Source organism: Rhodococcus sp. 15-2388-1-1a (assembly GCF_002259145.1).
GTDB lineage: Bacteria > Actinomycetota > Actinomycetes > Mycobacteriales > Mycobacteriaceae > Rhodococcoides.
Genome location: NZ_NPFP01000032.1, coordinates 21,644 through 47,417, shown reverse-complemented (window position 1 = coordinate 47,417; position 25,774 = coordinate 21,644). Strand labels below are relative to the sequence as shown.

General features: G+C 65.2%; 25 protein-coding genes. 17 read left to right on the top strand and 8 right to left on the bottom strand.

Annotated features, from left to right (window positions below):
- Window positions 1–46: 46 nt before the first annotated feature.
- Window positions 47–616: a type II toxin-antitoxin system PemK/MazF family toxin gene (locus CH302_RS18480; protein ID WP_037193575.1), complete on the bottom strand. Its 570-nt coding sequence runs from the start codon at window positions 614–616 to the stop codon at window positions 47–49.
- Window positions 617–766: 150 nt separating this feature from the next.
- Between CH302_RS18480 and lepA the strand changes: the two genes are divergently transcribed.
- On the top strand, window positions 767–2,614 hold the full coding sequence (lepA, locus tag CH302_RS18475) for a translation elongation factor 4 (RefSeq protein ID WP_052047853.1): 1,848 nt from the start codon (window positions 767–769) through the stop codon (window positions 2,612–2,614).
- Between the two features lie 153 nt (window positions 2,615–2,767).
- Window positions 2,768–3,775 (top strand): nitronate monooxygenase, encoded by a 1,008-nt coding sequence (locus CH302_RS18470; RefSeq protein WP_037193085.1) that lies wholly within the window; start codon window positions 2,768–2,770, stop codon window positions 3,773–3,775.
- A gap of 10 nt (window positions 3,776–3,785) precedes the next feature.
- Here the strand turns inward: CH302_RS18470 and CH302_RS18465 are convergent, their stop codons facing one another.
- Window positions 3,786–5,831, bottom strand: a complete 2,046-nt coding sequence (locus tag CH302_RS18465; protein WP_037193573.1) for a glycoside hydrolase family 15 protein — start codon at window positions 5,829–5,831, stop codon at window positions 3,786–3,788.
- Between the two features lie 93 nt (window positions 5,832–5,924).
- On the opposite strand from CH302_RS18465, the gene CH302_RS18460 reads away from it, so the two are divergent.
- The 6 genes from CH302_RS18460 to CH302_RS18440 all read left to right on the top strand — a co-directional run bounded on the left by CH302_RS18460 (window position 5,925) and on the right by CH302_RS18440 (window position 10,344).
- Entirely contained in the window at window positions 5,925–6,158 is a 234-nt protein-coding gene (locus CH302_RS18460) for a hypothetical protein (protein WP_037193083.1), read from the top strand.
- Between the two features lie 118 nt (window positions 6,159–6,276).
- Entirely contained in the window at window positions 6,277–6,366 is a 90-nt protein-coding gene (locus tag CH302_RS30900) for an Ms4533A family Cys-rich leader peptide (RefSeq protein ID WP_310180897.1), read from the top strand.
- Window positions 6,367–6,569: 203 nt separating this feature from the next.
- Complete coding sequence (locus tag CH302_RS18455) at window positions 6,570–7,592, top strand: sulfate ABC transporter substrate-binding protein (RefSeq protein WP_037193571.1); 1,023 nt, start codon at window positions 6,570–6,572, stop codon at window positions 7,590–7,592.
- Between the two features lie 6 nt (window positions 7,593–7,598).
- Window positions 7,599–8,492: a sulfate ABC transporter permease subunit CysT gene (gene cysT / locus CH302_RS18450; RefSeq protein WP_082323739.1), complete on the top strand. Its 894-nt coding sequence runs from the start codon at window positions 7,599–7,601 to the stop codon at window positions 8,490–8,492.
- Window positions 8,489–9,292 (top strand): sulfate ABC transporter permease subunit CysW, encoded by an 804-nt coding sequence (gene cysW, locus CH302_RS18445; protein WP_037193081.1) that lies wholly within the window; start codon window positions 8,489–8,491, stop codon window positions 9,290–9,292. Before cysT ends, cysW begins: the two co-directional genes overlap by 4 nt.
- Window positions 9,289–10,344, top strand: coding sequence for a sulfate/molybdate ABC transporter ATP-binding protein (locus CH302_RS18440; RefSeq protein WP_037193080.1), 1,056 nt, complete (start codon window positions 9,289–9,291; stop codon window positions 10,342–10,344). The genes cysW and CH302_RS18440 overlap by 4 nt, the downstream gene beginning before the upstream one ends.
- On the opposite strand, the gene CH302_RS18435 is transcribed toward CH302_RS18440, so the two are convergent.
- The 5 genes from CH302_RS18435 to CH302_RS18415 are packed head-to-tail and all read right to left on the bottom strand — an operon-like array spanning window position 10,304 to window position 15,807.
- On the bottom strand, window positions 10,304–11,140 hold the full coding sequence (locus tag CH302_RS18435) for a sirohydrochlorin chelatase (protein WP_037193079.1): 837 nt from the start codon (window positions 11,138–11,140) through the stop codon (window positions 10,304–10,306). The two genes, CH302_RS18440 and CH302_RS18435, sit on opposite strands and share 41 nt — an antisense overlap.
- Window positions 11,137–12,441 (bottom strand): sulfate adenylyltransferase subunit 1, encoded by a 1,305-nt coding sequence (locus CH302_RS18430; protein WP_037193077.1) that lies wholly within the window; start codon window positions 12,439–12,441, stop codon window positions 11,137–11,139. Before CH302_RS18430 ends, CH302_RS18435 begins: the two co-directional genes overlap by 4 nt.
- The gene (gene cysD / locus CH302_RS18425; RefSeq protein WP_037193075.1) at window positions 12,441–13,385 is read right to left on the bottom strand and encodes a sulfate adenylyltransferase subunit CysD; all 945 of its coding nucleotides are present in this window, start codon (window positions 13,383–13,385) and stop codon (window positions 12,441–12,443) included. The genes CH302_RS18430 and cysD overlap by 1 nt, the downstream gene beginning before the upstream one ends.
- The gene (locus CH302_RS18420) at window positions 13,382–14,092 is read right to left on the bottom strand and encodes a phosphoadenylyl-sulfate reductase (RefSeq protein ID WP_037193073.1); all 711 of its coding nucleotides are present in this window, start codon (window positions 14,090–14,092) and stop codon (window positions 13,382–13,384) included. The genes cysD and CH302_RS18420 overlap by 4 nt, the downstream gene beginning before the upstream one ends.
- Window positions 14,089–15,807 (bottom strand): nitrite/sulfite reductase, encoded by a 1,719-nt coding sequence (locus CH302_RS18415; RefSeq protein WP_037193568.1) that lies wholly within the window; start codon window positions 15,805–15,807, stop codon window positions 14,089–14,091. Before CH302_RS18415 ends, CH302_RS18420 begins: the two co-directional genes overlap by 4 nt.
- Before the next feature lie 356 nt (window positions 15,808–16,163).
- On the opposite strand from CH302_RS18415, the gene hemW reads away from it, so the two are divergent.
- Entirely contained in the window at window positions 16,164–17,375 is a 1,212-nt protein-coding gene (gene hemW / locus CH302_RS18405; RefSeq protein WP_037193070.1) for a radical SAM family heme chaperone HemW, read from the top strand.
- A 10-nt stretch (window positions 17,376–17,385) separates the two neighbouring features.
- On the opposite strand, the gene CH302_RS18400 is transcribed toward hemW, so the two are convergent.
- Complete coding sequence (locus CH302_RS18400; RefSeq protein WP_032379172.1) at window positions 17,386–17,691, bottom strand: type II toxin-antitoxin system VapB family antitoxin; 306 nt, start codon at window positions 17,689–17,691, stop codon at window positions 17,386–17,388.
- 134 nt (window positions 17,692–17,825) lie between these two features.
- Between CH302_RS18400 and hrcA the strand changes: the two genes are divergently transcribed.
- From hrcA to era, 8 genes are all read left to right on the top strand, one after another.
- Window positions 17,826–18,869, top strand: coding sequence for a heat-inducible transcriptional repressor HrcA (gene hrcA, locus CH302_RS18395; protein ID WP_094650000.1), 1,044 nt, complete (start codon window positions 17,826–17,828; stop codon window positions 18,867–18,869).
- A 98-nt stretch (window positions 18,870–18,967) separates the two neighbouring features.
- Entirely contained in the window at window positions 18,968–20,125 is a 1,158-nt protein-coding gene (gene dnaJ / locus CH302_RS18390) for a molecular chaperone DnaJ (protein WP_037193068.1), read from the top strand.
- Window positions 20,126–20,128: 3 nt separating this feature from the next.
- Window positions 20,129–20,902, top strand: a complete 774-nt coding sequence (locus CH302_RS18385) for a 16S rRNA (uracil(1498)-N(3))-methyltransferase (RefSeq protein WP_037193067.1) — start codon at window positions 20,129–20,131, stop codon at window positions 20,900–20,902.
- Window positions 20,899–21,654, top strand: coding sequence for an alpha/beta hydrolase family protein (locus tag CH302_RS18380; protein ID WP_037193066.1), 756 nt, complete (start codon window positions 20,899–20,901; stop codon window positions 21,652–21,654). Before CH302_RS18385 ends, CH302_RS18380 begins: the two co-directional genes overlap by 4 nt.
- A 93-nt stretch (window positions 21,655–21,747) precedes the next feature.
- A complete protein-coding gene (locus CH302_RS18375) occupies window positions 21,748–22,791 on the top strand; it encodes a PhoH family protein (protein WP_032394544.1) in 1,044 nt (347 codons plus the stop codon).
- A gap of 48 nt (window positions 22,792–22,839) precedes the next feature.
- On the top strand, window positions 22,840–23,382 hold the full coding sequence (gene ybeY / locus CH302_RS18370; protein WP_032394543.1) for an rRNA maturation RNase YbeY: 543 nt from the start codon (window positions 22,840–22,842) through the stop codon (window positions 23,380–23,382).
- Between the two features lie 40 nt (window positions 23,383–23,422).
- A complete protein-coding gene (locus tag CH302_RS18365; RefSeq protein ID WP_037193064.1) occupies window positions 23,423–24,745 on the top strand; it encodes a hemolysin family protein in 1,323 nt (440 codons plus the stop codon).
- A 17-nt stretch (window positions 24,746–24,762) separates the two neighbouring features.
- Window positions 24,763–25,677: a GTPase Era gene (gene era, locus CH302_RS18360; RefSeq protein WP_037193062.1), complete on the top strand. Its 915-nt coding sequence runs from the start codon at window positions 24,763–24,765 to the stop codon at window positions 25,675–25,677.
- Window positions 25,678–25,774 lie beyond the last annotated feature (97 nt).

Genomic DNA, 25,774 nt, shown 5'->3' with positions numbered 1-25,774 from the left:
TCGGTGCGCGTTGTGCGCCCTTTCATGGGCGCACAACGCGCACACATCAGTTCCAGCCGAAGTCGCGGCGCAGTCTGTTTGCCACGGAATCGAATTGGGGCTTGCTCAGAATTGCGCCCTCGCGTCGGATACCGTCCTCGGGCACGTCGAGAACCCGATCCAGGCGAATCCAGCTCGGTCGGCCCTCGGCGTCCCAGGCCCCGGACCCGATCGACTGCCAGTCACGGTCTCCGTCGCGGCTGCTCTGGCTCGACAACATCAGGCCGAGCAGATCGTTGCCCTCGCGTCCGATGACCAACACCGGGCGGTCCTTGCCCTGGCTGGCATCCTCCTCGTACGTGACCCAGGTCCAGACGACTTCGCCGGGATCGGCTTTGCCGTCCAGGTCGGGGGAGTACTCGATGGTGCGGGCTCGTTGTGCCGTAGGCCTGGTCTGCGACGCCACCGGACGCCCCGGACGAGGAGTCGGGGCGGATGTGCGCGTGGCCGTCCCGCTGATCGCGTCCTTGCCCTTCTGCACGGCACCGGACTTCTGCAATTGACGCAGTAGCCGAGGGCCCTCGCGCATCGCGATCTTGCCCAGTTCCTTGCCGAATCTGCTCCAGTTGCCAGCCATGCGGCGAGTGTAGCGATGCAGACGCTGCTGCTCATCGCCCGAACCGCGGCGACGTGAACACCCGAGTCGGACAGCCGGGGACGGCGCACCGTTCTCGGCGTGGGACGATAGAGAAACCCGTTCGCTCATTTCGAACACGCCAGCCGAAGGATACGAGTGCCCAGCTTCGCCGACACGACGTTCACCGATCCGTCCAGGATCAGGAACTTCTGCATCATCGCCCACATCGACCACGGTAAGTCGACGCTGGCCGACCGGATGTTGCAGCTCACGGGCGTCGTCGACGACCGGTCGATGCGCGCGCAGTACTTGGACCGGATGGATATCGAGCGCGAGCGCGGCATCACCATCAAGGCGCAGAACGTGCGACTTCCGTGGGTCGTCGACGGTGACGAATTTGTCCTGCACCTCATCGACACGCCCGGCCACGTCGACTTCACCTACGAGGTATCGCGTGCACTCGAGGCCTGCGAAGGGGCAGTGCTGCTGGTCGACGCTGCGCAGGGCATCGAGGCGCAGACGCTCGCGAACCTGTACCTCGCTCTCGACAAAGAGCTCACCATCATCCCGGTGCTCAACAAGATCGACCTGCCGGCCGCCGACCCGGACCGCTACGCCGCCGAGATCGCCCACATCATCGGGTGCGAGGCCGACGACGTTCTGCGCGTGTCCGGCAAGACCGGTGTCGGCGTCGAGGAATTGCTCAACGAGGTCGTCAAGCTGGTTCCGGCCCCGGTCGGCAACCCGGACGGCCCGGCCCGCGCGATGATCTTCGACTCGGTCTACGACACCTACCGCGGCGTCGTCACGTACGTGCGAGTGGTCGACGGCGCGCTCAACCCGCGCGAGAAGGTCACGATGATGTCGACCGGCTCGACACACGAGCTGCTCGAGGTCGGCATCGTCTCGCCCGATCCCAAGGCCACCAAGGGCCTGGGCGTCGGCGAAGTGGGATACCTGATCACCGGAGTGAAGGACGTCCGTCAGTCCAAGGTCGGCGATACCGTCACCACCTTCCGCAAGGGCGCGACCGAGCCGCTGACCGGCTACCGTGAGCCCCGTCCCATGGTGTACTCGGGCCTCTACCCGCTCGACGGTTCGGATTACCCCGACCTGCGCGACGCTTTGGAGAAGCTGCAGCTCAACGATGCTGCACTGACGTACGAGCCCGAGACTTCGGTGGCGCTCGGATTCGGCTTCCGCTGCGGCTTCCTCGGGCTGCTGCACATGGAGATCACCCGCGAGCGGCTCGAGCGAGAGTTCAACCTGGACCTGATCTCGACCTCGCCGAACGTCGTCTACCGCGTCGAGATGGAAGACGGTGCCGAGCACATCGTCACCAATCCGTCGTACTGGCCCGAGGGCAAAGCGCGCGAGGTGTTCGAGCCGATGGTCAAGTGCACCATCATCTCGCCGAGCGAGTTCATCGGTTCCATCATGGAACTGTGCCAGGGACGACGTGGCGAACTCGGCGGCATGGACTACCTGTCCGAGACCCGCGTGGAACTGCGCTACACCATTCCGATGGCCGAGATCATCTTCGACTTCTTCGACATCCTGAAGTCGCGGACACGCGGATACGCCAGCCTCGACTACGAGGAGATCGGCGAGCAGAGCGGAGCGCTCGTGAAGGTCGACATCCTGCTGCAGGGTGAGGCCGTCGACGCGTTCTCGGCGATCGTGCACAAGGACGCTGCTGCTGCCTACGGCAACAAGATGACGACCAAGCTCAAGGAACTGATTCCGCGTCAGCAGTTCGAGGTACCGATCCAGGCCGCCATTGGATCTCGCATCATCGCCCGCGAGAACATCCGCGCGATCCGCAAGGACGTTCTGGCCAAGTGCTACGGCGGCGACATCAGCCGTAAGCGCAAGCTGCTCGAGAAGCAGAAAGAGGGTAAGAAGCGGATGAAGACGATCGGTCGCGTCGAGGTGCCGCAGGAAGCCTTCGTCGCCGCGTTGTCCTCGGAATCTTCCTCGGACAAGCCGAAGAAGTAGGGCAGCAGTTCCGGGTCGCAGGAATTGACCTCACACCCTTTCTACCGACTGCGCGCCCCCGCTCGCCACAGAACAGGGGCGCGCAGTCGTCAGTAGGGGCGCGCGGTCCCACCGAACCCTGTCGGAAATGGCGGGCGAGTACATTTCGAACCTGTGACGACGCCGATTCTGAAGCAGCTGCGTGTTCCCGTTGTCGGTGCGCCGATGGCAGGTGGTCCGAGTACTCCTGAACTCGCCCGTGCGGTGTCGGAGGCAGGTGGACTCGGCATGATTGCCGGTGCGCTGTTGACGCCCGAAGCCTTTGCGGCGCAGATCGATTCGATGCGCGGTCTGCTGTTCGGTGTCAATCTCTTCCTGCCGGAGGAGCCATCGGGTGCGGATGTGGAGTCCTATGCCGAGCACCTGGCACCCTGGTTCGAGCGTTTCGACGCAGAGCCGGGAGAGTTGATTCGACGTGACGACTTCTACGCCGAGAAGTTCGCCTGGCTGCTGGCGCACCCGGTACCGCTGGTGTCGAGTACGTTCGCGACGTTCGACGCGGACGAGGTCGCCCAGTTGCACGCCGTGGGAACCGAGGTGTGGGCCACCGTCGCCACCGCGTCGGACGCATCGGTGGCCACCGCCAACGGGGTTGACGCGCTGGTGGTGCAGGGACCCGAAGCGGGCGGTCATCGAGGTACCTTCGACGGCTCGGCCCCGGACGAGCCTCTGACCGAACTGCTGATCGCAGTGCGTGAGATATCCGATCTACCGCGGATCGCCGCGGGCGGACTGATGGATGGCAACGACATTGCGCCACTGCTGGATTCGGGTGCCGCGCATGCCGCGCAGCTCGGTACGGCGTTTCTGAACACGCCGGAAGCCGGGACCAAGCCCGTGCACCGAGAGCAACTGACCGTCGCTCCCGACACCGCGGTGACGAAAGCGTTCTCCGGTCGCCCTGCGCGGGGGCTGGTCAACGAGTTCATGCGTGAGAACTCCGACGCAGCACCGCTGGCGTATCCCGATCTGCACTACCTGACGGCGCCGATGCGCGCCAAGGCCGCAGCGGCAGGGGATCCGTCGGGACTGTCGATGTGGGCCGGCACCGGTTTTCGCCGTACACAGGCGGCACCCGCAGCCGAGTTGATCGCCGAATGGGCGAAGCAACTCGGCCGCTGAGCCCGCACTCTCAGGGGTTGGCGTGGGCAGGCTGGAAGTGCCCCGACACCTGGGCTTCCTCGGCGCGGATGACGTGCACCACCGCGTTGATGAGTGCGAGGTGCGTGAAAGCCTGCGGGAAGTTGCCGAGGTGACGGCCGGTGCGGTGGTCGATCTCCTCGGCGTAGAGCTTGAGCGGGCTCGCGTAACCCAACAGGCGCTCGCAGAGATGCTTGGCGCGCGGGAGTTCGCCGATCTCGACCAGCGCCGATACGAGCCAGAAGGAGCAGATCGTGAATGTCCCTTCCTCGCCCGCCAGACCGTCGTCGGTGGTATCGGTTCGGTAGCGCAGGACCAGGCCGTCCTCGGTCAGCTCGTCGGCGATGGCCAGCACCGTCGCACGGATGCGTTCGTCCTCGGCAGGCAGGAATCGAAGCAGCGGTGCGAGCAGCAGTGACGCATCGAGCGACGGGTCACCGTAGCGCTGAGTGAGGACACCCCGAGAATCGGTGCCGTTCTCGAGAATGTCCGCCTTGATCTCGTCGGCGATCTCGTTCCACTTGGCCGAGTACTCCTTCTCGCCGTGGATGTCGGCGAGCTTGGCTCCGCGGTCGAGCGCGACCCAACACATGAGCTTCGAGGAGGTGAAGTGCTGCGGTTCACCGCGCACCTCCCAGATGCCGCGATCGGGCTTGCGCCAATTGGCGATCGCCTCCTCCACCTGTCGCTTGAGCAGGGGCCACAGGAATTCGGGGACGTGCTCGCGCGATTTGACATGCAGATACACCGAGTCGAGCATCGTGCCCCAGATGTCGTGCTGCTCTTGGTCGTAGGCTCCGTTGCCGATACGCACCGGACGTGCGCCGTCGTATCCGGACAGGTGTGGCAGCTCGCTCTCGTCGAGCGTCTTCTCGCCGCCGATGCCGTACATGACCTGTAGCGGATTGACCTCGCCGTTGGCAGTGGTCGCCACATCGGACATGAACGCGAAGAAGTCGTTGGCCTCACGGTCGAGTCCGAGTGTGTAGAGGCCCCACAGTGCGAACGTCGAGTCTCGTACCCACGTGTAGCGGTAGTCCCAGTTACGTTCTCCACCAGGAGTTTCTGGAAGCGATGTGGTCGACGCCGCCAGCAGTGCACCGGTGGGGGCGTAGGTCAGACCCTTGAGTGTCAGGGCGCTGCGCTGCAGGTAACCCCGCCACGGGTGATCGGGGAACCGGCCGATCGTGATCCACTGCCGCCAGCACTCGGACGTGCGCCACATCTTGTCCGCGGCTTCCTCGAACGTCTGCGGCGCAGGCAGATCCGACCACGACAGCGCGACGAACACGTTGTCGCCCTCCGTCATTCGGGTGCGGGCGCGGGCTTCACGTCCTTCGATGCCGATGCGGAGGTTGGTGGTCAGCTTCAACGTGGGCTGATCACCGCCCGCACTGGCCTCGCAGGTTGCGGTGGTTTCCTCGTACACCTTGCCGGTGTACTCCCACTTCGCCGGCGCACGGTGGTAGTCGAAGGCCGGCTCGCAGCTCATCTCGAGTTCGACCGTGCCGCTGACGCACTTGATGGTGCGCAGCAGGATGTGTTCGGCGTCCCAGTCGCTCGGTGCGCGCTTGTGGGTGCGAGAGCGCTGATCGGTGTTGTGCCACGGTCCCATGACGAGTGCGTCGCGGACCACGAGCCAACCGGTTTCGGTCTGCCACGTCGTTTCGACGATCAGTCCACCGGGCAGATACCGCCGTGCCGCCGGCACCGATTGACCGTACGGGCCGACACGGAAATGGCCCGCGCTCCGATCGAGAACCGCTCCGAAGATGCTGGGGGAGTCCGGACGAGGCACGCACATCCACTCGACCGATCCGTTGCGAGCGATCAGGCAGGTCGTCTCGCAGTCCGAGAGGAAGGCGTAGTCGTCGATCGGCGGAAAGGCACTTCGATAGGACGTCAGGGTGGACACCGGTGCGTCGGTACTGCCCAACGCTCCCTGAACCTCGACCCCGCCCAAACCTGGATGCCCCGACCCCATGGCGGGCTCGTCGGCCACCGGGGGCACTGGCGAAACATCTTCGTATGCCGTCATGGCGTAATCATCGACCGATCCACGGCACGCGTCCACTGCTGGTCGTCGATCGGCGTGGCGTGAGAGCGGAACGAGCTGGTTTAAGCTGCGAGGGTGGAATCGATCGCACGCTGGTGGGACGGCGTCGAACTGTGGGTGACGGGTTTGCCGTTCGTGCCACAGTCGGTAGTCGTGCTGCTGGTCATCGTGCCTACCGCGTTCCTGCTGGCACGTGTCTTCGATCGCGTGCTGGCGGTAGTTCTGCACTTGCTCGGGCGTGATGCCCGGGCTGCTCGCGACGCGGAGCCCTCGGGTGCGGCCACCACTACGACGAAGGATGGACAGTAATGCCACGGTCTCGGGTCACGCTGGCGCTCATCGCGCTGCTGGTGCTGGTTGTCATCGCCTGGTTGCTCACTCGATAGCCGATTAGAGTCGGTCCGGAACCTCTGCTAGATTTCTGACCGTGTCTTCTGCCGCCGAGTACCGCGTCCGCCATCAGTTGGCGTTGATTGCTGTCGGCATGCTGGCAGTCGCCGATATCGACTGTTGTTGATTCTTTCCTTCGTCGAATCGGTTCCGTCGATCCGTTGCCCACGCGCCTACATCTCGCGGTCGGGCGGTTCACGACGTACTTTCTGCCACTCACGGTGATCTCGCGATGACACGCGGCCACGGTGGTGCTCCGGTTCGACCTCGGGAATGTCGACTCTGCCCAGCTCGCACTCACTGAACACCATCATGAAAGGCCTTTTCTCGATGAGGCATAACTCTCGCTACCTGCTGACCACGTTCGCGGCCGTGGGAACCCTTCTACTCACTGCCTGCGGCGGTGGATCGAGTGACGTCGTCGGCGGTGAGCCGGACACCGCGAGCGGCCCCGCGCTGACCCTCGTGGGTTACGCAGTCCCCAAGAATGGTTGGGACGCAATCGGTCCGGCCTTCGCGGCAACCGAGGACGGCGACGGAACGGCGATCAACGCGGACTACGGCGCATCGGGCAATCAGTCGCGCAAGGTGGCCGACGGCGCACCCGCCGATATCGTCAACTTCTCTGTCGAACCCGACATCACCCGTCTGGTGCAGGCAGGCAAGGTCGACGAGGACTGGAATCAGAATGCTTATGGCGGAGTGCCGTTCGGCTCCGTGGTGACCATCGTCGTACGCGAGGGCAACCCCAAGAACATCCGTACCTGGGACGATCTGATCAAGCCGGACGTTCAGGTCATCAGCCCCAGCCCGCTCAGCTCGGGCTCGGCCAAGTGGAACCTGCTCGCTCCCTACGCGGCGAAGAGCAACGGCGGCCAGGACAAGCAGGCCGGTCTCGACTTCGTGCGCACACTCGTCGCCGATCACTTCCCGGTTCAGCCCGAATCCGGCCGCGCCGCAACCGAAGCCTTTCTGCAGGGCCAGGGTGATGCGTTGCTCAGCTACGAGAACGAAGCACTCCTGATCGAGGAACAGGGACAGAACGTGGAGCACGTCGACGTTCCCGTCACGTTCCGCATCGACAATCCCGTGGCCGTGATCAACGACAGCGCCAATCTCGATCGCGCCAATGCTCTGAACGATTTCATCTACACCGACGAGGGCCAGAAGATCTGGGCGGAGGCCGGTTTCCGACCGACGAACCCCGACATCGCGTCGGAGTACTCCGACAAGTTCTTCACCCCCGAAAAGCTGTACACCATCGATGATCTCGGTGGCTGGACCCAGGTGGACGCAGATCTGTTCGGCGACAACGGTGCGATCACGACGATCTATCAGGAAAGTACTCGGTAGAGATCGATGTCATCTTCGACCACCGAAGCCGCAGCTGCGGCTTCGACCCTCTCGCCCGGCACGAGACCACGGTTTCGTGCCGGGCGGGAAGGCCGAAAGTTCAGGGGTCCGGGATCGGTCGGTCCACTCGGCCTCGGCGTCGCAGTGTTGTGGCTCAGCGTCATCGTGCTGCTTCCGTTGGCGGCGTTGACGGTTCAGTCGTTCGACGACGGCTTGACCGGTTTCTGGAACGCGGTCACCGAGCAACGCGCCTTGGCCACGTTCAAGGTGACGCTCCAGGTGTCGGTGGCCGCGGCCGTGGTCAACCTGTTTCTCGGAACCCTCATCGCCTGGGTACTGGTGCGGGACGAGTTCCCGGGCAAGCGTTTCGTCAATGCCCTGATCGATCTGCCGTTCGCGTTGCCGACCATTGTGGCCAGCCTGGTTCTGCTGTCGCTGTACGGTCCGGCGAGCCCGATCGGGTTGGTGTTCAACGCAACCAAGCCGGCGGTGATCGTCGCGCTGCTGTTCGTCACATTGCCGTTCGTGGTACGAGCGGTGCAACCGGTGCTGATCGAACTCGACAAGGATGTCGAGGAGGCCGCGGCCTCGCTCGGCGCGAACAACTGGACCATCTTCCGCCGCATCGTCCTGCCGGTACTGCTGCCGGCGATCCTCAGCGGCGGCGGCCTCGCCTTCGCGCGCGCCATCGGCGAATTCGGGTCGGTGGTGCTCATCGGCGGGAACATCCCCAACGACACGCAGGTGGCGTCCCAGTACATCCGTGAGCTCATCGAGTACGACCGCCCCACCGACGCGGCCGCGATCTCCGTTGTGCTGCTGGCGATCGCGTTCGCAGTGCTGTTCGTCCTTCGCGTGGTGGGCAATCGCCTGGCCCGACGTGAGGAGCAGATCTCGTGAAAATCGGTCTGCCGATCAAACTGACGCTCCGCACCGTAGCTCTGCTGTACCTCGCCGTTCTGGTGCTCTTTCCCCTCGGCACCATCCTGTTCCGCACCTTCGAGGACGGCGTCGTCACGTTCTGGGAGCAGATCACCACGCCGGCCGCGCAGTCGGCGTTGCAGCTGTCGTTGTTGATCGTCGCCATAGTTGTTCCGATCAACATCGTGTTCGGTGTGGTCACCGCCCTGGCGCTCGTGCGAGGACGGTTCCGTGGCAAGGGTGTCCTGGAAGCCATCGTCGATCTGCCGTTCGCGGTGTCGCCCATCATCACCGGCGTTGCGCTGATCCTGCTGTGGGGTGCCAACGGCTGGTTCGGTGGCGTCGAAAGCCTCGGCTTCAAGGTCATCTTCGCGCTTCCCGGCATGGTCATCGCCACGATCTTCGTCACGCTGCCGTTCGTCGTGCGCGAGGTCGAACCCGTGCTGTACGAAATCGGTGAGGAGCAGGAGGAGGCCGCTTCGACGCTCGGCGCGTCGTCGTGGCAGACGTTCTGGCGCATCACTCTTCCGGCGATCCGGTGGGGCCTGACCTACGGCGTCGTACTCACCGTCGCGCGCTCGCTCGGCGAGTTCGGTGCCGTCATCATGGTCTCGACCAACCTGCCGGGAATCTCTCAAACACTGACGTTGCTGGTCAACTCACGATACGAGGACTTCAATCAACAGGGCGCGTACGCCGCGTCCACATTGCTCATGGCGATCGCCGTCATCGTGCTGATGTTGATGACTGCTCTCGACAAGAAGAGGACGAAACAATGACCGAGACATCCCCCGAGATCGAGATCTCCGTCGTTGGCGGCAACAAGCACTACGGCGACTTCGCCGCGCTCGACAATGTCAGCATCGACATTCCCAAGGGGTCGCTGACGGCACTGCTCGGCCCCAGTGGCTCGGGCAAGTCGACGCTGCTGCGCTCCATCGCCGGGCTCGAACAACTCGACTCCGGTCGGGTGGTGCTCGCAGGCCAGGATGTGACGTGGGTGAGCCCGCAGCGCCGCGAGATCGGATTCGTCTTCCAGCACTACGCGGCGTTCAAACACCTCACGGTGCGAGACAACGTCGCGTTCGGCCTGCAGATTCGCAAGCGGCCCAAGGCCGAGATCGCCAAGAAGGTCGACGAGTTGCTCGAGATCGTCGGGCTGGCCGGTTTCCAGAGCCGCTACCCGGCGCAGCTGTCCGGTGGACAGCGCCAGCGCATGGCGTTGGCTCGCGCTCTCGCCGTCGACCCGCAGGTGCTGCTGCTCGACGAGCCCTTCGGCGCGCTCGACGCCAAGGTGCGCGCCGATCTCCGTACGTGGCTGCGTCGACTGCACGACGAGGTGCACGTCACCACCGTGCTGGTGACCCACGATCAGGAGGAGGCGCTCGACGTCGCCGATCGGATCGCGGTGCTCAACAAGGGTCGCATCGAGCAGGTGGGCAGCCCGGAAGATCTTTACGATCGCCCGGCCAACAACTTCGTGATGTCGTTCCTCGGTCAGGTCGCCAAGCTGAACGGACTGCTCGTGCGACCGCACGACATTCGCGTCGGACGCGACCCGTCGTTGGCGCAGGCCCAGGCCAGCGGGACGGCCGAATCGGCCGGTGTCACGCGTGCCGTCGTCGAGCGGGTGGTGCACCTCGGCTTCGAGGTGAAGGTCGAATTGAAGAACGCGGCCACCGGTGAACTGTTCGCGGCCCAGATCACCCGCGGTGACAGTGAGGCTCTCGGTCTTCGCGAGGGCGAGACGGTGTACGCGCGAGCGACTCGGGTGCCGAAGATTGCAGACGCTAGCGGTGCAGACGCGATCGACGGTGCACCGGTTCGCTGAACGGGTGCGGTCGAGCGTTCGGCTCCGGTGTCGCAACGGCTCGTGCCGCAGGAGTGGAGCCTGCGGAACGACCCATTGAGACTGCGGAGTCGTAGCGCCGCGACACCAGATCTGCCAGCGCCGGATGGGCTCCGATCACTTCGGCATGCACCACATTCGGTATGCTTGCCACCGACTCTTCGATCCTGTCGGTGAGCAGCCCCGGGGCCAGGAACCAGGGTGCAACGACGATGCGGTCGGCTCCCAGTGTGCGCAGCTGTGTGATCGCATCGGTGGGGGACGGGGAGACCGACGTCGCGAAGCAGGTCACAGCTCCGGCCCAGTCTGTTCCGGCGAGCAGTTTCTGCGCGATGACTCGGGTGCGCTGATTCGCCGGTGCCACCGATGAGCCGACAGCTGCCAGGGCGATTCCGACCGTCGAATCGGATGCTGCGACACCGGTATCGGCGATACGGTCTCGGACTGCCTCGATGAGGAGTCGGTCGTCTCCCAGAACGTCGGCCTGCGTTATCGAGACGTGCGGGTGTCGCGTTCTCGCCGCTTGTAAGAGCTCGGGCAGATCGACTTTCGCATGAAAAGCCTTGCCCAGCAACATCGGAACGGCGACGATGCGTCCGTGTCCGGCATCGGCCAGGTCGTCGACCACCTGATCGACGCCGGGCTCGGAGAGATCGAGAAACGCGACGCGGACGTCCAGATCCGGGCGCCGTCGACGCAGGGCGTCGACGGCGCGGTGAATCGTGGCGCTCGAGCGCGGGTCACGGCTGCCGTGGGCAACCGCGATCAGTGCGCTCACGCCGGAACTGCCGACCCCAGCTCGACGGCAGCCAGAGCGTTGCCCACGAGCCCGGCAGCCAACGTGTTGCCACCGGCCGGATCGATCAGCAGGAAGCTGCCCGTGTGCCGGTTGACGGCGTAGTCGTCTGCCACGATGGGCTCGGCGACGCGCACCGAGATTCGGCCGATTTCGTTGAGCTCCAACGACTCCGGGCCTTCTTGTGCGGTGAGCTCCTGCTCGTCGAAGCGCTCGATCAGCGTCCCGACGATGGCCTGGGTGGTGCGAGTGCCGTGCTTGAGCAACAGGCGAGCGCCCGGGCGAAGCGGCTTCTCGGCGAGCCAGCACACCGTGGCCTCGAAGTCGCCGATCGGCTCGGGTGCGTCCTGCGGTGAGGCGATGGTGTCGCCGCGCGAGACGTCGACATCGTCGGCGAGGACGAGGGTGACGCTGCGTCCGGCGTGAGCGGTACGCAATTCGCCGTCGGCGGTGTCGATGCGCTCGACTGTCGTTCGGGTGCCGGAGGGCAGGATGACGACCTCGTCGCCGACGTCGACGGAGCCCGCTGCGACCTGGCCGGCGTATCCGCGATAGTCCGGGAATTCCGCTGTGCGGGGCCGGATCACGTACTGCACGGGGAATCGCAGACCGACCCGGTGCGGTTCGGCGTCGACCGGGACCGACTCGAGGTGCTCGATGAGGGTCGGACCGTCGTAGTACGGGGTCTTCTCGGACTTCACCGCGACGTTGTCGCCGTGCAGTGCGGACACCGGGATCTCGATGACGTCCTCGCTGGACCAGCCGAGGGAGGAGGTCAGCGAGTTGAACTCGGCCGAGATCTCGGCGAACACCGTTGCGGGGTCCTCGACCAGATCGATCTTGTTGACCGCGAGTACCAGGCGCGGAACGCCGAGCAGGGCGAGAACGGCTGCGTGCCTGCGGGTCTGAGTGATGACACCCTTGCGGGCGTCGACCAGCAGGATGACCAGCTGAGCCGTCGACGCACCGGAGACGGTGTTGCGGGTGTACTGCACGTGGCCGGGGGTGTCGGCCAGTACGAACGAGCGGTGCGGCGTCGCGAAGTAGCGGTACGCGACGTCGATGGTGATGCCCTGTTCACGCTCGGCGCGTAGGCCGTCGACCAGCAGGGACAGATCCGGTGTCGCCAGTCCCTTGTCCACCGACGCCCGAGTGACGGCATCGATCTGATCGGCCAGAACGGATTTGGTGTCGTACAACAGCCGACCGACGAGGGTCGACTTACCGTCGTCGACGCTACCTGCGGTGGCGAGGCGAAGAAGCTGAGTTCCTGTGCTGCTCATCAGAAGTATCCTTCTCGTTTGCGATCTTCCATGGCAGCCTCGGAGACGCGGTCGTCGCCGCGGGTGGCTCCGCGTTCGGTCAGTCGAGATGCGGCTACCTCGGCGAGGATTGCCTGGTTGTCGGCGGCCTCGGACAGCACGGCACCGGTGGTGGATCCGTCGCCGACGGTGCGGTAGCGCACCGACAGGGTCTGCAGCTCTTCGTTCTCGGCCGGTCCGCCCCATACGCCGGGCGTCATCCACATGCCGTCGCGCTGGTAGACGGGGCGCTGGTGGGCGTAGTAGATGCTCGCCAGTTCCACGTCGTCACGGGCGATGTAGCGCCAGATGTCGAGTTCGGTGAAGTTGCTGAGCGGGAACACCCGCACCTGCTCGCCGGGGGAATGCTTGCCGTTGTACAGGTTCCACAGTTCGGGGCGCTGCTTCTTGGGCTCCCACTGGCCGAACGCGTTGCGCAGCGAGAAGATTCGCTCCTTCGCTCGGGCGCGTTCCTCGTCGCGTCGGGCACCGCCGAAGACGGCGTCGAACCGATTCTCGGAGATCGCGTCGAGGAGGGGCACGGTCTGCAGCGGGTTGCGGATGCCGTCGGGGCGCTCGGTGAGGCGTCCGTCGGCGAGGTACTCCTCGACGCTGGCCACGTGCAGGCGCAGGTTGTACTTGGCGACGACGTGGTCGCGGAAGTCCAGCACCTCCTGCAGGTTGTGGCCGGTGTCGACGTGGAGCAGTGCGAACGGCAGGGGAGCGGGCCAGAACGCCTTGATCGCCAGGTGGAGCAGGACTGTCGAGTCCTTGCCGCCGGAGAACAGGATGACGGGGCGCTCGAACTCGCCCGCCACCTCGCGGAAGATGTGGATGGCCTCGGATTCGAGTGCGTCGAGCGTGTCGAACCGATCTGCGTCGAGATGGGTTCGACCGACGGTGGCCGAGGTGAGGTCGAGTGTCATGAGGCGTGCAACCCACATTCGGTCTTGGCCTTGCCGGCCCAACGACCGCTACGCGGGTCGGCTCCGGGGGCAGGTTTGACGGTGCACGGTGCGCACCCGATGGATGGATAGCCTTCGTCGACGAGGGGATTGACCAGAATCGAATGTTCGTCGATGTAGGCCTGCATCTCCTCGTCGGACCACGGTGCGATCGGGTTGATCTTGACCAGGCCGAAGGCGTCGTCGAACGAAATGAGCGGGGCGTTGGCACGGGTGGGTGCTTCGACCCGCCGGATGCCGGTGACCCAGGCGCTGTAGTTCGCCAGTTCCTTCTTCAGAGGGGCGACCTTGCGCATCGCGCAGCACCGGTTGGGCTCGCGGGCGAACAGGTCCTTGCCCTCGATCGAATCCTGTTCCGCAACAGTCTTCTCGGCGCGGGCGTTGACGACGTGCACGCCGTAGACCGCCTCGACGGCGTCGCGCGTCCCGATGGTCTCGGCGAAGTGGTAGCCGGTGTCGAGGAACAACACGTCCACGCCCGGATGGACCTGTGCAGCGAGGTGAACGAGAACCCCGTCCTGCATGTTGGACGCAACGATGAAGTCGTTACCGAAGTTGTCCTCGGTCCACTGCAGCAGCTCCAGTGGGCTCGCCCCGTCGAGCTCGCGGGCACCGCGCTCGGCGATGTCCTTCAATTCCTCCACCGTCAAATTCAGCCTGGTACTCATCGCAAATCCGCCTCGTCTGCTCGTACGGCCCACTGAGCGAACCGTTCGCCGTCCTCGCGGTGCTTGTCGAAATTGCGCACCACTCTGTCGATGTAATCTCCCAGCTCGGAGCTGTTGACCTTGTGCTGGCGCAACTTTCGGCCGAACGCACTGTCGAGTCCGAGGCTGCCTCCGAGATGAACCTGGAAACCCTCGATCTGATTCCCGGCTCCGTCGTCGACCAGAAGGCCCTTGAACCCGATGTCGGCGATCTGCGACCGCGCGCAGGAGTTGGGGCAGCCATTGATGTTGATCGTGATCGGCACGTCGAGCTTGCTGTTGATGTCGGCCAGGCGCTCTTCGAGCTCCGGTACGAGAACCTGTGAACGCTTGCGGGTTTCGGCGAACGAGAGCTTGCAGAACTCGATGCCGCTGCACGCCATCAGATTCTTGCGCCAGTGCGAGGGCCGGGCAGGGAGGCCCAACGCATCGAGATCGGAGATCAGCTGCTCGAGCGTCTCGTCCGGAACGTCGAGGACGATCAGCTTCTGGTACGGCGTGAATCGCACGCGATCGGACCCGGCCTTCTCGGCGGCGTCGGCGACGGCGGCGAGGATGGTGCCGGAGACGCGGCCCGCGATGGGGGCAACACCGACGGCGTTGAGTCCGTTCTTGAGCTTCTGGATACCGACGTGATCGCGGGGCCGAGCGGGCTTCTCGGGAGCCGGGCCGTCGATGAGCTTGCGGTGCAGGTACTCATCCTCGAGGACCTGACGGAACTTCTCGATGCCCCAGTCCTTGATGAGGAACTTCAGGCGCGCCTTGGTGCGCAGTCGGCGGTAGCCGTAATCGCGGAAGATCGAGACGACGCCTTCCCACACGTCGGGAACGTCCTCGAGCGGAACCCAGACGCCGACTCGCTGCGCGAGCATGGGGTTGGTGGACAGGCCGCCGCCGACCCACAGGTCGAGTCCGGGCCCGTGCTCGGGATGCACGACGCCGACGAATGCGCAGTCGTTGATCTCGTGCACCACGTCCTGCAGGCCCGAGATCGCCGTCTTGAACTTGCGCGGCAGGTTGGAGTACTCCGGCTTGCCGATGTAGCGCTCGACGATCTCGTCGATGGCGGCGGTGGGGTCGAGGACCTCGTCGACGGCCTCGCCCGCGAGCGGGGAACCGAGCACCACGCGTGGGCAGTCGCCGCACGCCTCGGTGGTCTTCAGGCCGACCGCTTCGATCCGACGCCAGATCTCGGGGACGTTCTCGACCTCGACCCAGTGGAACTGAACGTTCTCCCGGTCGGACAGATCGGCGGTGTCGCGACCGAACTCCTGGGAGATGCCGGCGAGGACACGCAGCTGCTCCAGGTTCAACGCGCCCGCGTCGCAGCGGATACGCATCATGAAGTACTTGGCCTCGAGCAGGTCGATGTTGTCGTCACCGGTGAAGGTGCCGTCGTATCCCTGCTCGCGCTGGGTGTAGAGGCCCCACCAGCGGAAACGTCCGCGAAGGTCGCCCTTGTCGATGCTGTCGAAACCCTGCTTGGAATAGATGTTCTCGATGCGGGCACGCACGTTGAGCGGGTTGTCGTCCTTCTTGGACTGCTCGTTGGCGTTCAGTGGCTCCCGGTACCCCAGTGCCCACTGTCCCTCGGCTCGACGCTTGGTCGGCCGCGGCGTGCGCTCCCGTGGTGTGACGGAGGCAGCGTCGGTGGTCGCGTCGCTGGTCGACGACATGCATTGCTCCTGCATCTTTGTGCTGGCCGGTACCCGGGACGAGGGCGCAGGCAATTGCGCTTTCGACGACAGTGGGAAACCGGTGGATCGAATGGACGTGCTCGAAGGAGGCTGGTCAGCAGCCGGTCGTGTGTCGACACGACGCGCTGCAGACACGGCCGAGATCGACATGGCGGCGCGCCACGAGTCGAATTCCTGAGTCGGTCACGGGTGCCATTGTGCCACGTCATCGGGGCGACGGACGACCGCGGCGGCTATTTACCCAAATTTCGGGGTAAATAGGCTGGCAGGGCTGTTGCAGTCACGATTGCGAACGGTGGGCTGGAGCGATCGTGAACTCTGGGACACTGGGGGGCGTGAATACCGTCGTACCCGCCCCGTCCACCTTCGAGCTGCCGGTCGAGGCATTCGACGGGGTGGGGGATCGCGCGTTCGGGATCTACGTGCACGTTCCGTTCTGCGCCACGCGGTGTGGGTACTGCGACTTCAACACCTACACGGCGGGAGAGCTGGGCTCATCGGCGTCGCCGCAGTCCTGGTTGGAGGGCTTGCGACGAGAGTTGGACACCGCGGCAGGTCTGATACAGGCCGGTACGGGCCGCGTTCCGACGGCCGACACCGTCTTCGTCGGCGGTGGCACGCCGTCACTGCTCGGGGGCGACGGTCTGGCCGACGTCCTGGGTGCGGTCAGGTCCAGTTTCGGTCTGACCGACGGCGGCGAGGTCACCACGGAATCCAACCCGGAATCGACGTCGCCGGAATTCTTCGACCGGCTCCGCGACTCGGGCTTCACCCGCATCTCGCTCGGAATGCAGTCCGCCGCACCGCATGTGCTCGCCGTGCTCGATCGCACACATACGCCGGGTCGCGCGGTCGCCGCGGCCAAGGAAGCACGAGCGGCGGGATTCGAGCACGTCAATCTCGACCTCATCTACGGCACGCCCGGTGAGCGAGACGGCGATCTGGATCAATCCCTCGCCGCGGTTCTCGAGGCTGGCGTCGACCATGTGTCGGCGTACGCACTGATCGTCGAGGACGGAACGGCCATGGCTCGTAAGGTCCGCCGCGGTGAGCTGCCTGCACCCGACGACGACGTGCTGGCATCCAGGTACGAGCGCATCGACACGGCGTTGAACGCTGCAGGCCTGTCCTGGTACGAGGTGTCGAACTGGGCCACCGACGCCGACGCACAGTGCCGCCACAACATCGGCTACTGGGACGGCGGCGACTGGTGGGGCGCGGGGCCCGGCGCACACAGTCACATCGGCGGCACCCGGTTCTGGAACGTCAAACACCCGGCGGCATACGCCGATCGCCTGGCCACCGGGGTTCTGCCGGTGCACGGCAGCGAGTTACTCAGCGCCGAGGATCGACACCTCGAGGAACTGATGTTGACCGTCCGACTCCGAACGGGAGTGCCGATGAGTGTGCTCGGGCCTGCCGAGCGCGCCGCTGCCGAACAGACGGTCGCGGACGGGTTGATGGCGGCGCAGGGTGATCGTCTCGTACTGACCGACCGGGGGCGTTTGCTCGCCGACGCGGTGGTGCGCACCATCGCAGCCGCCTGAACAATCTGTTTCAGGCGCTCAGTGCGTCGTAGTCGAACACCCTGGCGTGCAACACAGTTCGATTTCGCAGAGCCGCACGCACTGCGCGATGCAAGCCGTCCTCCAGATAGATGACACCACGGAACTGGACCGCGTGGGGGAACAGATCGCCGTAGAAGGTGGAGTCCTCGGACAGCAACCTGTCCAGCTCGAGCACCTTGGTGGTGGTGACGATCTCGTCCAGACGGAGCTGGCGCGGCGGGATTCTCGACCAGTCTCTGATGGACAGACCGTGCTCGGGGTACGGCTTTCCGTCACGAACACCTTTGAAGATCATCGCGAGCCTCGAGCCGCTGGACCGAATCGAAAGAACGTTTCCACTCGGACCACAGTAAGGCCTTGCACGAGCATGCGTTCGCCGGCTACTAGACTCGAGCGACGATTGGAAACGAGAACGGAGGTGGGCACCGGATGTCGAGCACCGACGACAGGCGGTTCGAGGTTCTACGAGCGATCGTGGCGGACTACGTGTCCACCCAGGAACCCGTCGGTTCACGTGCCCTGGTCGAGCGCCACAACCTGGGAGTGTCCAGTGCAACGGTGCGTAACGACATGGCCGTGCTCGAGGCCGAGGGCTACATCGCCCAGCCGCACACCAGCTCCGGTCGGGTTCCGACCGACAAGGGCTATCGACAGTTCGTCGACCGAATAGCCGACGTCAAGCCGCTGTCGGCGGCCGAACGCCGCGCCATCCTGGAGTTCCTCGAGAACGGCGTCGACCTGGACGACGTGTTGCGACGCGGCGTCCGCTTGCTGGCTCAGTTGACCCGTCAGGTCGCCGTGGTGCAGTACCCCACGCTGTCGGCTTCGTCGGTTCGCCACCTCGAAGTGGTGGCGCTCACCCCGGCCCGGCTGCTGCTGGTGCTCATCACCGACTCCGGGCGAGTCGATCAGCGCATCGTCGAGCTCGGCGACGTGATCGACGAAGAGAACTTGGCCCGGCTGCGGCGTCTTCTCGGTGGTGCGCTGGAAGGCAAGCGGCTGGCGGCGGCGTCGGCTGCGGTGGCCGAACTCGCGGAGAACGCTCCGCCCGCGCTGCGCGACGCGATGATCCGATCGGCAACGGTGCTGGTGGAATCACTCGTGGAGCATCCCGAGGAACGCCTGGTTCTCGGCGGAACGGCCAACCTGACGCGCAACGCCGCGGATTTCGCCGGCGACGCGGGGTTTCCCGGATCGCTCAGGGCGGTACTCGAGGCGCTGGAAGAGCAAGTGGTGGTCCTCAAGCTGCTCGCCGTGACGCAGGACACTCGCACCGTCACGGTGCGCATCGGCGAGGAGACGCAGGTCGAGGAGATGCGCGGGACATCGGTGATTTCCACCGGGTACGGGTCGGCTGGCATGGTCCTCGGAGGAATGGGTGTTCTCGGGCCGACCCGAATGGACTACCCAGGAACAATTGCGTCGGTTGCCGCGGTTGCCAGGTACATCGGCGAGGTCCTGGCCGAACGCTGAGACCAGCGAGAACCGATCGAACGCAGGCGGCGGGGGCACGGGCGGCCGGCACACAGCTTCATCGAACGAGATTCATCTTCTAGGACGAAAGAGACGACGTGGCACGGGATTATTACGGGACTTTGGGCGTCGGCCAGCAGGCGACGGACCAGGAGATCAAGCGCGCCTACCGCAAGCTGGCGCGAGAACTGCACCCGGACGTCAACCCGGACGAGGCCGCGCAGGCTCGGTTCAAGGACATCTCCACCGCATACGAGGTGCTCTCCGATCCAGAGAAGCGTCGCATCGTCGACCTGGGCGGCGACCCGCTGCAGCAGGGCGGCGGAGGCGGCGGCGGGGGATTCGGTGGAGCCGGATTCGGCGGCGGCCTGGGAGATGTGTTCGAGGCGTTCTTCGGTGGCGGCGCGGGCGGATCCCAGCGCGGTCCGAAGGGGCGCGTCCAGCCGGGCGCCGATTCACTGCTGCGTACCAAGCTCACCCTCGACGAGTGCGCCACAGGCGTGACCAAGCACATCACCGTCGACACGGCGATTCTCTGCGACCTGTGCACTGGCTCGGGCACCAACGGCGATTCCAAGCCGGTTCGCTGCGAAACCTGCGGCGGTGCCGGTGAAGTGCAGTCGGTGCAGCGCTCGTTCCTCGGCCAGGTCATGACCAGCCGCCCGTGCCCCACCTGCCGCGGCGCAGGCGAGACCATCCCCGACCCCTGCCGCAAGTGCGGCGGCGATGGTCGCGTCCGGTCGCGTCGCGACATCTCGGTCAAGGTGCCAGTCGGCGTGAGCAACGGCATGCGGATCCGGCTGGCCTTGCAGGGCGAGGTCGGTCCCGGCGGCGGTCCCGCTGGAGACCTGTACGTGGAGATCGTCGAACAGCAGCACGAGGTGTTCGTGCGCGACGGTGACGACCTGCACTGCACCGTCCGCGTCCCGATGGTCGACGCCGCGCTCGGCACCTCGGTCAACATCGACGCGATCATCGACGGACCCACCGAGATCTCGATCGAGCAAGGGACACAACCGAATTCGACGACGGTACTGCGTGGTCACGGTATGCCCAAGCTGCGCTCCGGCATTCGAGGAGATCTGCACGCGCACCTCGAGGTCATCGTGCCGACCAAGCTCGACAGCAAGCAGACCCATCTGCTCGAACAGCTCAGGTCGATGCGCGACCGCGACTCGGCGGAGGTCGTCACCACCGGTTCGGCGCACAGCGGCGGGCTGTTCTCGCGGTTGCGGGAAGCATTCAGCGGTCGCTGATCGATGGCCCCCACGGTCTTCTACCTCTCGCCCCTGCCGAACGTCGGCGAGCTCGCGGTGCTCGACGGCAAGGAAGGGCACCACGCCGCGACGGTTCGACGCATCCGCGTCGGCGAGCGGGTGCTCCTCGGTGACGGAGCAGGCGGCTTGGCCGACGCGATCGTCGCCGCAGCGGAGAAGAACCGACTGGAACTGACCGTGCAGTCGCGCAGCGAGATGCCGCGTCCCACTCCGGTGGTGACGCTCGTACAGGCGCTGCCGAAGGCGGACCGATCGGAACTCGCCGTCGAGCTGGCCACCGAAGCGGGCGTCGACGCGGTCGTACCCTGGCAGTCCGCGCGATGCGTCGCACGGTGGGAGGGCCCGAAGGCAGCCAAGGGCGTCGCGAAGTGGCGGAGCACCGCGGCGGAGGCAGCCAAGCAGTCGCGTCGGGCATTCGTCCCCGAGGTCTCCGAGCTGCACGATTCGCGGGAGGTCAGCGCCTTCGTGCGCGGCGTCGTGGAGCGCGGCGGAATCGTCGCCGTGTTGCACGAGGCTGCCACCTCGGCGTTCCGGGATCTGCCGTTCGACTCGGTGCCCGAGGTCGTGATCGTCGTCGGACCCGAGGGCGGGCTCGACGACAGGGAGGTCACCGCTCTGACCGAGGCGGGTGCGACGCCGGTGGTGCTGGGCCCGACGGTACTGCGCACCTCGACGGCAGGAGCTGTGGCTCTCGGCGCGCTGGGTGTCCTGACCTCGCGCTGGACCCAACTACCGCCCGACTTCCAGAACTCGTGAGCGCACGGATCAAGATCGAGTACGGCGATCACCCGGAGCAGTTCGGCCACCTCTACCTGCCTGCCGAGCCGATGGATCACCGGACGCCGGTCGTCGTGGTGGTGCACGGTGGCTTCTGGAGCGGACAGTACGGGTCCACTCTGGGTACCCAGTTCGCCCGCGCAGTCGCCGGAGCCGGAGCGGTCGCGTGGAACATCGAGTACCGACGCGTCGGCGCAGGTGGGCACTGGCAGGAGATGCAGTCCGATGTGACCGCAGCACTCGAGGTGGTCGCCGGGGAACTGCAGCACCATGCCCCGGTCGGGATCGACGACGTCCGCGTCATCGGCCACTCGGCAGGCGGACACCTGGCTGTGTGGCTCGGCGGCGAGACCGGCACGAAGGTCCGCCCGTCGCGCATCGTCTCGCAGGCCGGTGTCCTCGACCTGGAACCTCGCGGTGCTGCGGGACGCACCAACCCAGCAGTCGAGGCGCTGTTGCAGGCCCGGTACGAGGACGATCCCGACCTGTACCGGTCGGCCTCACCCGCGGCCCGCGCGCCAATCGGCATCCCGACGATCGCCCTGCACGGATCCGAGGACATCCAGGTACCCGCGGCGCAGAGCGAGCGGTACGTAGCGCTGGCGCGCGCTGCCGGAGACGACGCGCGACTGACGATCGTGCCGGGGGAGGACCACTTCGCTTTCCTGAATCCCGATTCGCGGTGTTGGGCGCTCTCTCTCGATGCGGTGATCGGTGCCACCAGCGAGTAATGGGAATGCGCATCGTTGCTGCGGCGTTAAACTCGATCCATACCAAGTGCGCGTCCGATAAGCCGACACCAGAGAGCAGGCCATAGCCACCACGTGAGCGAACACAGCGAATTTCCCGCCGAGCGTGACGTTCGGTCCACCTTGGAACTCGCCCCCGAAGCAGTGATGCCACTGCTGGGACAGTCCGACGAGAACCTGCGGGCGCTCGAACAGATGCTGACGGCAGATATCCACGTACGAGGAAACGCCGTAACGCTCACCGGAAAAGTGGCCGATGTGGCGCTGGCCGAACGGGTGATCTCCGAGTTGGCCGCGTTGGCCAAGCGCGCTCAGCCATTGACTCCCGATGCGGTGCGCCGATCGATCGCCATGCTCACCGAGGGTGTGTCGGATTCACCGGCCGAGGTGCTGAGCCTGGACATCCTCTCGCGCCGCGGCAAGACGATCCGCCCCAAGACGCTGAATCAGAAGCGGTACGTGGATGCGATCGACGCCAACACCATCGTGTTCGGTATCGGTCCCGCGGGTACCGGCAAGACGTACCTGGCCATGGCGAAAGCCGTGCAGGCACTGCAGACCAAGCAGGTCAGCCGCATCATCCTGACGCGTCCGGCAGTGGAGGCAGGGGAGCGGCTCGGCTTCCTTCCCGGAACGCTGCACGAGAAGATCGACCCGTACCTGCGTCCGTTGCACGATGCGTTGCACGACATGATGGACGACGAGGCGATCCCCAAGCTGATGCAGGCCGGGGTCATCGAAGTCGCCCCGCTCGCCTACATGCGCGGCCGCACGCTCAACGACGCATTCATCATTCTCGACGAGGCGCAGAACACCACCGCCGAGCAGATGAAGATGTTCCTGACCCGACTCGGATTCGGGTCGAAGATCGTCGTGACCGGCGACGTGACTCAGGTCGACCTTCCTGGTGGCGCGCGATCCGGGCTGCGTGCGGCGTCGGAGATCCTCACCGACGTCGACGACATCCATTTCGCGCAGCTCACCAGCAGCGACGTGGTGCGACACCGATTGGTCTCGGAGATCGTCGACGCGTACGAGCGGTTCGAGTCGACATCGGAAGGCGTCATTCCCAACAGGGCGCAACGCCGCACCGGTGGACCGCGTTCGGCGAGAAGATGATTCGGATGTACGAAAACGACAGGCAACGAGAGCGTGGGTAGTGGCTAGATGAGTATCGAAGTGTCCAACGAGTCGGGGATGGACATCTCCGAACCCGAGCTGGTCTCGGTCGCACGGTTCGCGATCGCCGGCATGGACGTGCATCCCGCCGCGGAACTGTCGATGGTGCTGGTGGATTCGGCAACGATGGCAGATCTGCACATGCGGTGGATGGATCTGCCCGGCCCCACCGACGTGATGTCGTTTCCGATGGACGAGCTCGAGCCGGGCGGTCGTCCCGACGCCCCCGAACCCGGACCGGCGATGCTCGGCGACATCGTGCTGTGCCCGTCGTTCGCCGCCGATCAGGCTGCTGCAGCTGGTCATTCGCTCGAGCACGAGCTGGCGTTGCTGACCGTGCACGGTGTACTGCACCTGCTCGGCTACGACCACGCCGAGCCGGACGAAGAGAAGGAAATGTTCGAGCTGCAGAACCGGCTGCTGGCCGAATGGTACGAAGACGCCAGGCGGGCAGAGCAGGCAGCCGAACAGGCCGCCCGCGATGCCCGGCTCCTCGGCAAGGCCGGTTTCGTCGACGGACTCGATCGATGACCTGCGTGGTCGAACAGCTGGAAGTGTGGGGTCGTAGCGCGTGAGCAGTGCTGTTGCGCTCATCGTGTTCGCAGTCCTTCTCGTGCCTCTCGGAGGCCTGTTCGCCGCCGTCGATTCCGCGCTGAACACGGTCTCGCGTGCGCGAATCGACGACATGGTCAAGGACGAGCGCCCCGGTGCCACCGGCCTCGTCGTCGTGGTCGGTGACCGCCCGCGATACGTCAACCTGATGGTGCTGCTGCGCATTCTGTGCGAAATCGGCGGCACCGTCTTGCTCGCGGGTGGCCTGACGCAGTTGATCGACTCCACCATGGCGTTGGTGATCACCGCGGTGGCCATGGTGTTGGTCAGTTACGTCGTGATCGGTGTCGGTCCGCGAACCCTCGGTCGGCAGAACGCGTACTCGATCGCGTTGGCGGCCGCACTTCCGTTGCGTGCCCTCGGGTGGCTCCTCGGACCGATCAGCAGACTTCTCATCCTCATCGGTAACGCGATCACGCCCGGTAAGGGATTTCGCAACGGCCCCTTCGCCTCCGAGATCGAGCTTCGAGAACTGGTGGACATGGCCCGCGAGCGCGGCGTCGTGGCCGACGACGAACGGCGGATGATCCAGTCGGTGTTCGAGCTGGGTGACACCTCGGCCCGTGAGGTCATGGTCCCGCGCCCCGAGATGGTGTGGATCGAGTCCGACAAATCAGCAGGACAGGCCACCTCGTTGGCCGTGCGCAGCGGACACTCCCGCATCCCGGTGATCGGCGAGAACGTGGACGACGTGGTGGGTGTCGTCTACCTCAAAGATCTTGTGCAGCAGACGTATTACTCCACCGACGGTGGCCGCGGAGTGCAGGTGTCCGAGCTGATGCGTCCGGCCGTCTTCGTTCCCGACTCCAAGGCACTCGACAGTCTGCTCGCCGAGATGCAGCGCGATCGCAACCACATGGCCCTGCTCGTCGACGAGTACGGGGGCATCGCCGGGCTGGTGACCATCGAGGACGTGATCGAGGAAATCGTCGGCGAGATCGCCGACGAATACGATTCCGACGAGGTTGCGCCCATCGAGGAACTCGACGACGGACGCTATCGACTCTCCTCGCGGGTGCCGCTCGAGGACCTCGGCGAGATCTTCGGTATCGACATCGAATCGGAGGAAGTCGACACCGTCGGCGGACTCCTCGGCTACGAGCTCGGTCGAGTACCGTTGCCCGGTTCGCAGGTGATCACTCATGGCCTGCTGCTGCGCGGAGAAGGTGGAGCCGACCCCAAGGGCCGCGTCCGTATCGCCACGGTCCTGGTCGAGAAGCTCGAACCCGAAGAAGACTCCACCGAGGACGACGACTCGTCCGACGCCACTCGCCAACACTGAAATCTGGAGGTGCTCTTGTGTCCGAGCAGAACAACGGTGAGTTCCGATCCGGATTCGTCTGTTTCGTGGGCCGACCCAACACCGGCAAATCAACACTGACCAACGCGTTGGTGGGATCGAAGATCGCCATCACGTCCTCGCGTCCCCAGACGACGCGGCACACCATTCGCGGCATCGTGCACCGCGAGCACGCCCAGCTGATCCTGGTCGACACTCCCGGCCTGCACCGACCGAGAACGCTGCTGGGGCAACGTCTCAACGACCTCGTGCAGGACACCTACTCCGAGGTCGACGTCATCGGACTCTGCATCCCCGCGGACGAGAAGATCGGGCCCGGCGACCGATGGATTCTCGAACAGGTGCGGCACATCGCCCCCAAGACGACGCTCATCGGCATCGTGACCAAGATCGACAAGGTCAAGAAGGAACGCGTCGTACAGCAGCTGATGTCGTTGTCGAAGCTGCTCGGCGAGAATTCGCACGTCATTCCGGTGTCGGCCGAATCGGGCGAGCAGATCGAGAAGCTCGTCGATCTGCTGGCCTCCGAACTGCCACCGGGGCCGGCGTTCTACCCCGACGGTGAGCTGACCGACGAGCCCGAGGAAATCCTCATGGCCGAACTCATCCGTGAGGCCGCGCTCGAAGGTGTCCGCGACGAGCTGCCTCACTCGCTTGCCGTCGTCATCGACGAGGTCGTGCCCCGTGAAGGCCACGACAACATGCTCGACGTGCACGCGATCCTCTACGTCGAGCGATCGAGCCAGAAGGCGATCATCATCGGCAAGGGCGGTTCGCGACTCAAAGAGGTCGGCACGGCGTCGCGGCTGCAGATCGAGAAGCTGCTCGGCACCAGGATCTACCTGGACCTGCACGTCAAGATCGCCAAGGACTGGCAAACCGACCCGAAGCAGATGGGCAAGCTCGGCTTCTGACGTCACTGTGATCGCTCATCCGTGAGCGCGGTTGCAACCTCGGTTTAACACGATCGAAAGCGTCGTGCTGTTCACTGGAGTTCGTCCTCGACCTGCC

Bases quoted from the DNA above. Each gene is read 5' to 3' on its own strand.
- CH302_RS18480 (WP_037193575.1), bottom strand. From the start codon at position 616: ATGGCTGGCAACTGGAGCAGATTCGGCAAGGAACTGGGCAAGATCGCG.
- CH302_RS18465 (WP_037193573.1), bottom strand. From the start codon at position 5,831: ATGACGGCATACGAAGATGTTTCGCCAGTGCCCCCGGTGGCCGACGAG.
- CH302_RS18455 (WP_037193571.1), top strand. From the start codon at position 6,570: ATGAGGCATAACTCTCGCTACCTGCTGACCACGTTCGCGGCCGTGGGA.
- cysT (WP_082323739.1), top strand. From the start codon at position 7,599: ATGTCATCTTCGACCACCGAAGCCGCAGCTGCGGCTTCGACCCTCTCG.
- CH302_RS18440 (WP_037193080.1), top strand. From the start codon at position 9,289: ATGACCGAGACATCCCCCGAGATCGAGATCTCCGTCGTTGGCGGCAAC.
- CH302_RS18430 (WP_037193077.1), bottom strand. From the start codon at position 12,441: ATGAGCAGCACAGGAACTCAGCTTCTTCGCCTCGCCACCGCAGGTAGC.
- cysD (WP_037193075.1), bottom strand. From the start codon at position 13,385: ATGACACTCGACCTCACCTCGGCCACCGTCGGTCGAACCCATCTCGAC.
- CH302_RS18420 (WP_037193073.1), bottom strand. From the start codon at position 14,092: ATGAGTACCAGGCTGAATTTGACGGTGGAGGAATTGAAGGACATCGCC.
- CH302_RS18415 (WP_037193568.1), bottom strand. From the start codon at position 15,807: ATGTCGTCGACCAGCGACGCGACCACCGACGCTGCCTCCGTCACACCA.
- CH302_RS18400 (WP_032379172.1), bottom strand. From the start codon at position 17,691: ATGATCTTCAAAGGTGTTCGTGACGGAAAGCCGTACCCCGAGCACGGT.
- hrcA (WP_094650000.1), top strand. From the start codon at position 17,826: ATGTCGAGCACCGACGACAGGCGGTTCGAGGTTCTACGAGCGATCGTG.
- CH302_RS18385 (WP_037193067.1), top strand. From the start codon at position 20,129: ATGGCCCCCACGGTCTTCTACCTCTCGCCCCTGCCGAACGTCGGCGAG.
- ybeY (WP_032394543.1), top strand. From the start codon at position 22,840: ATGAGTATCGAAGTGTCCAACGAGTCGGGGATGGACATCTCCGAACCC.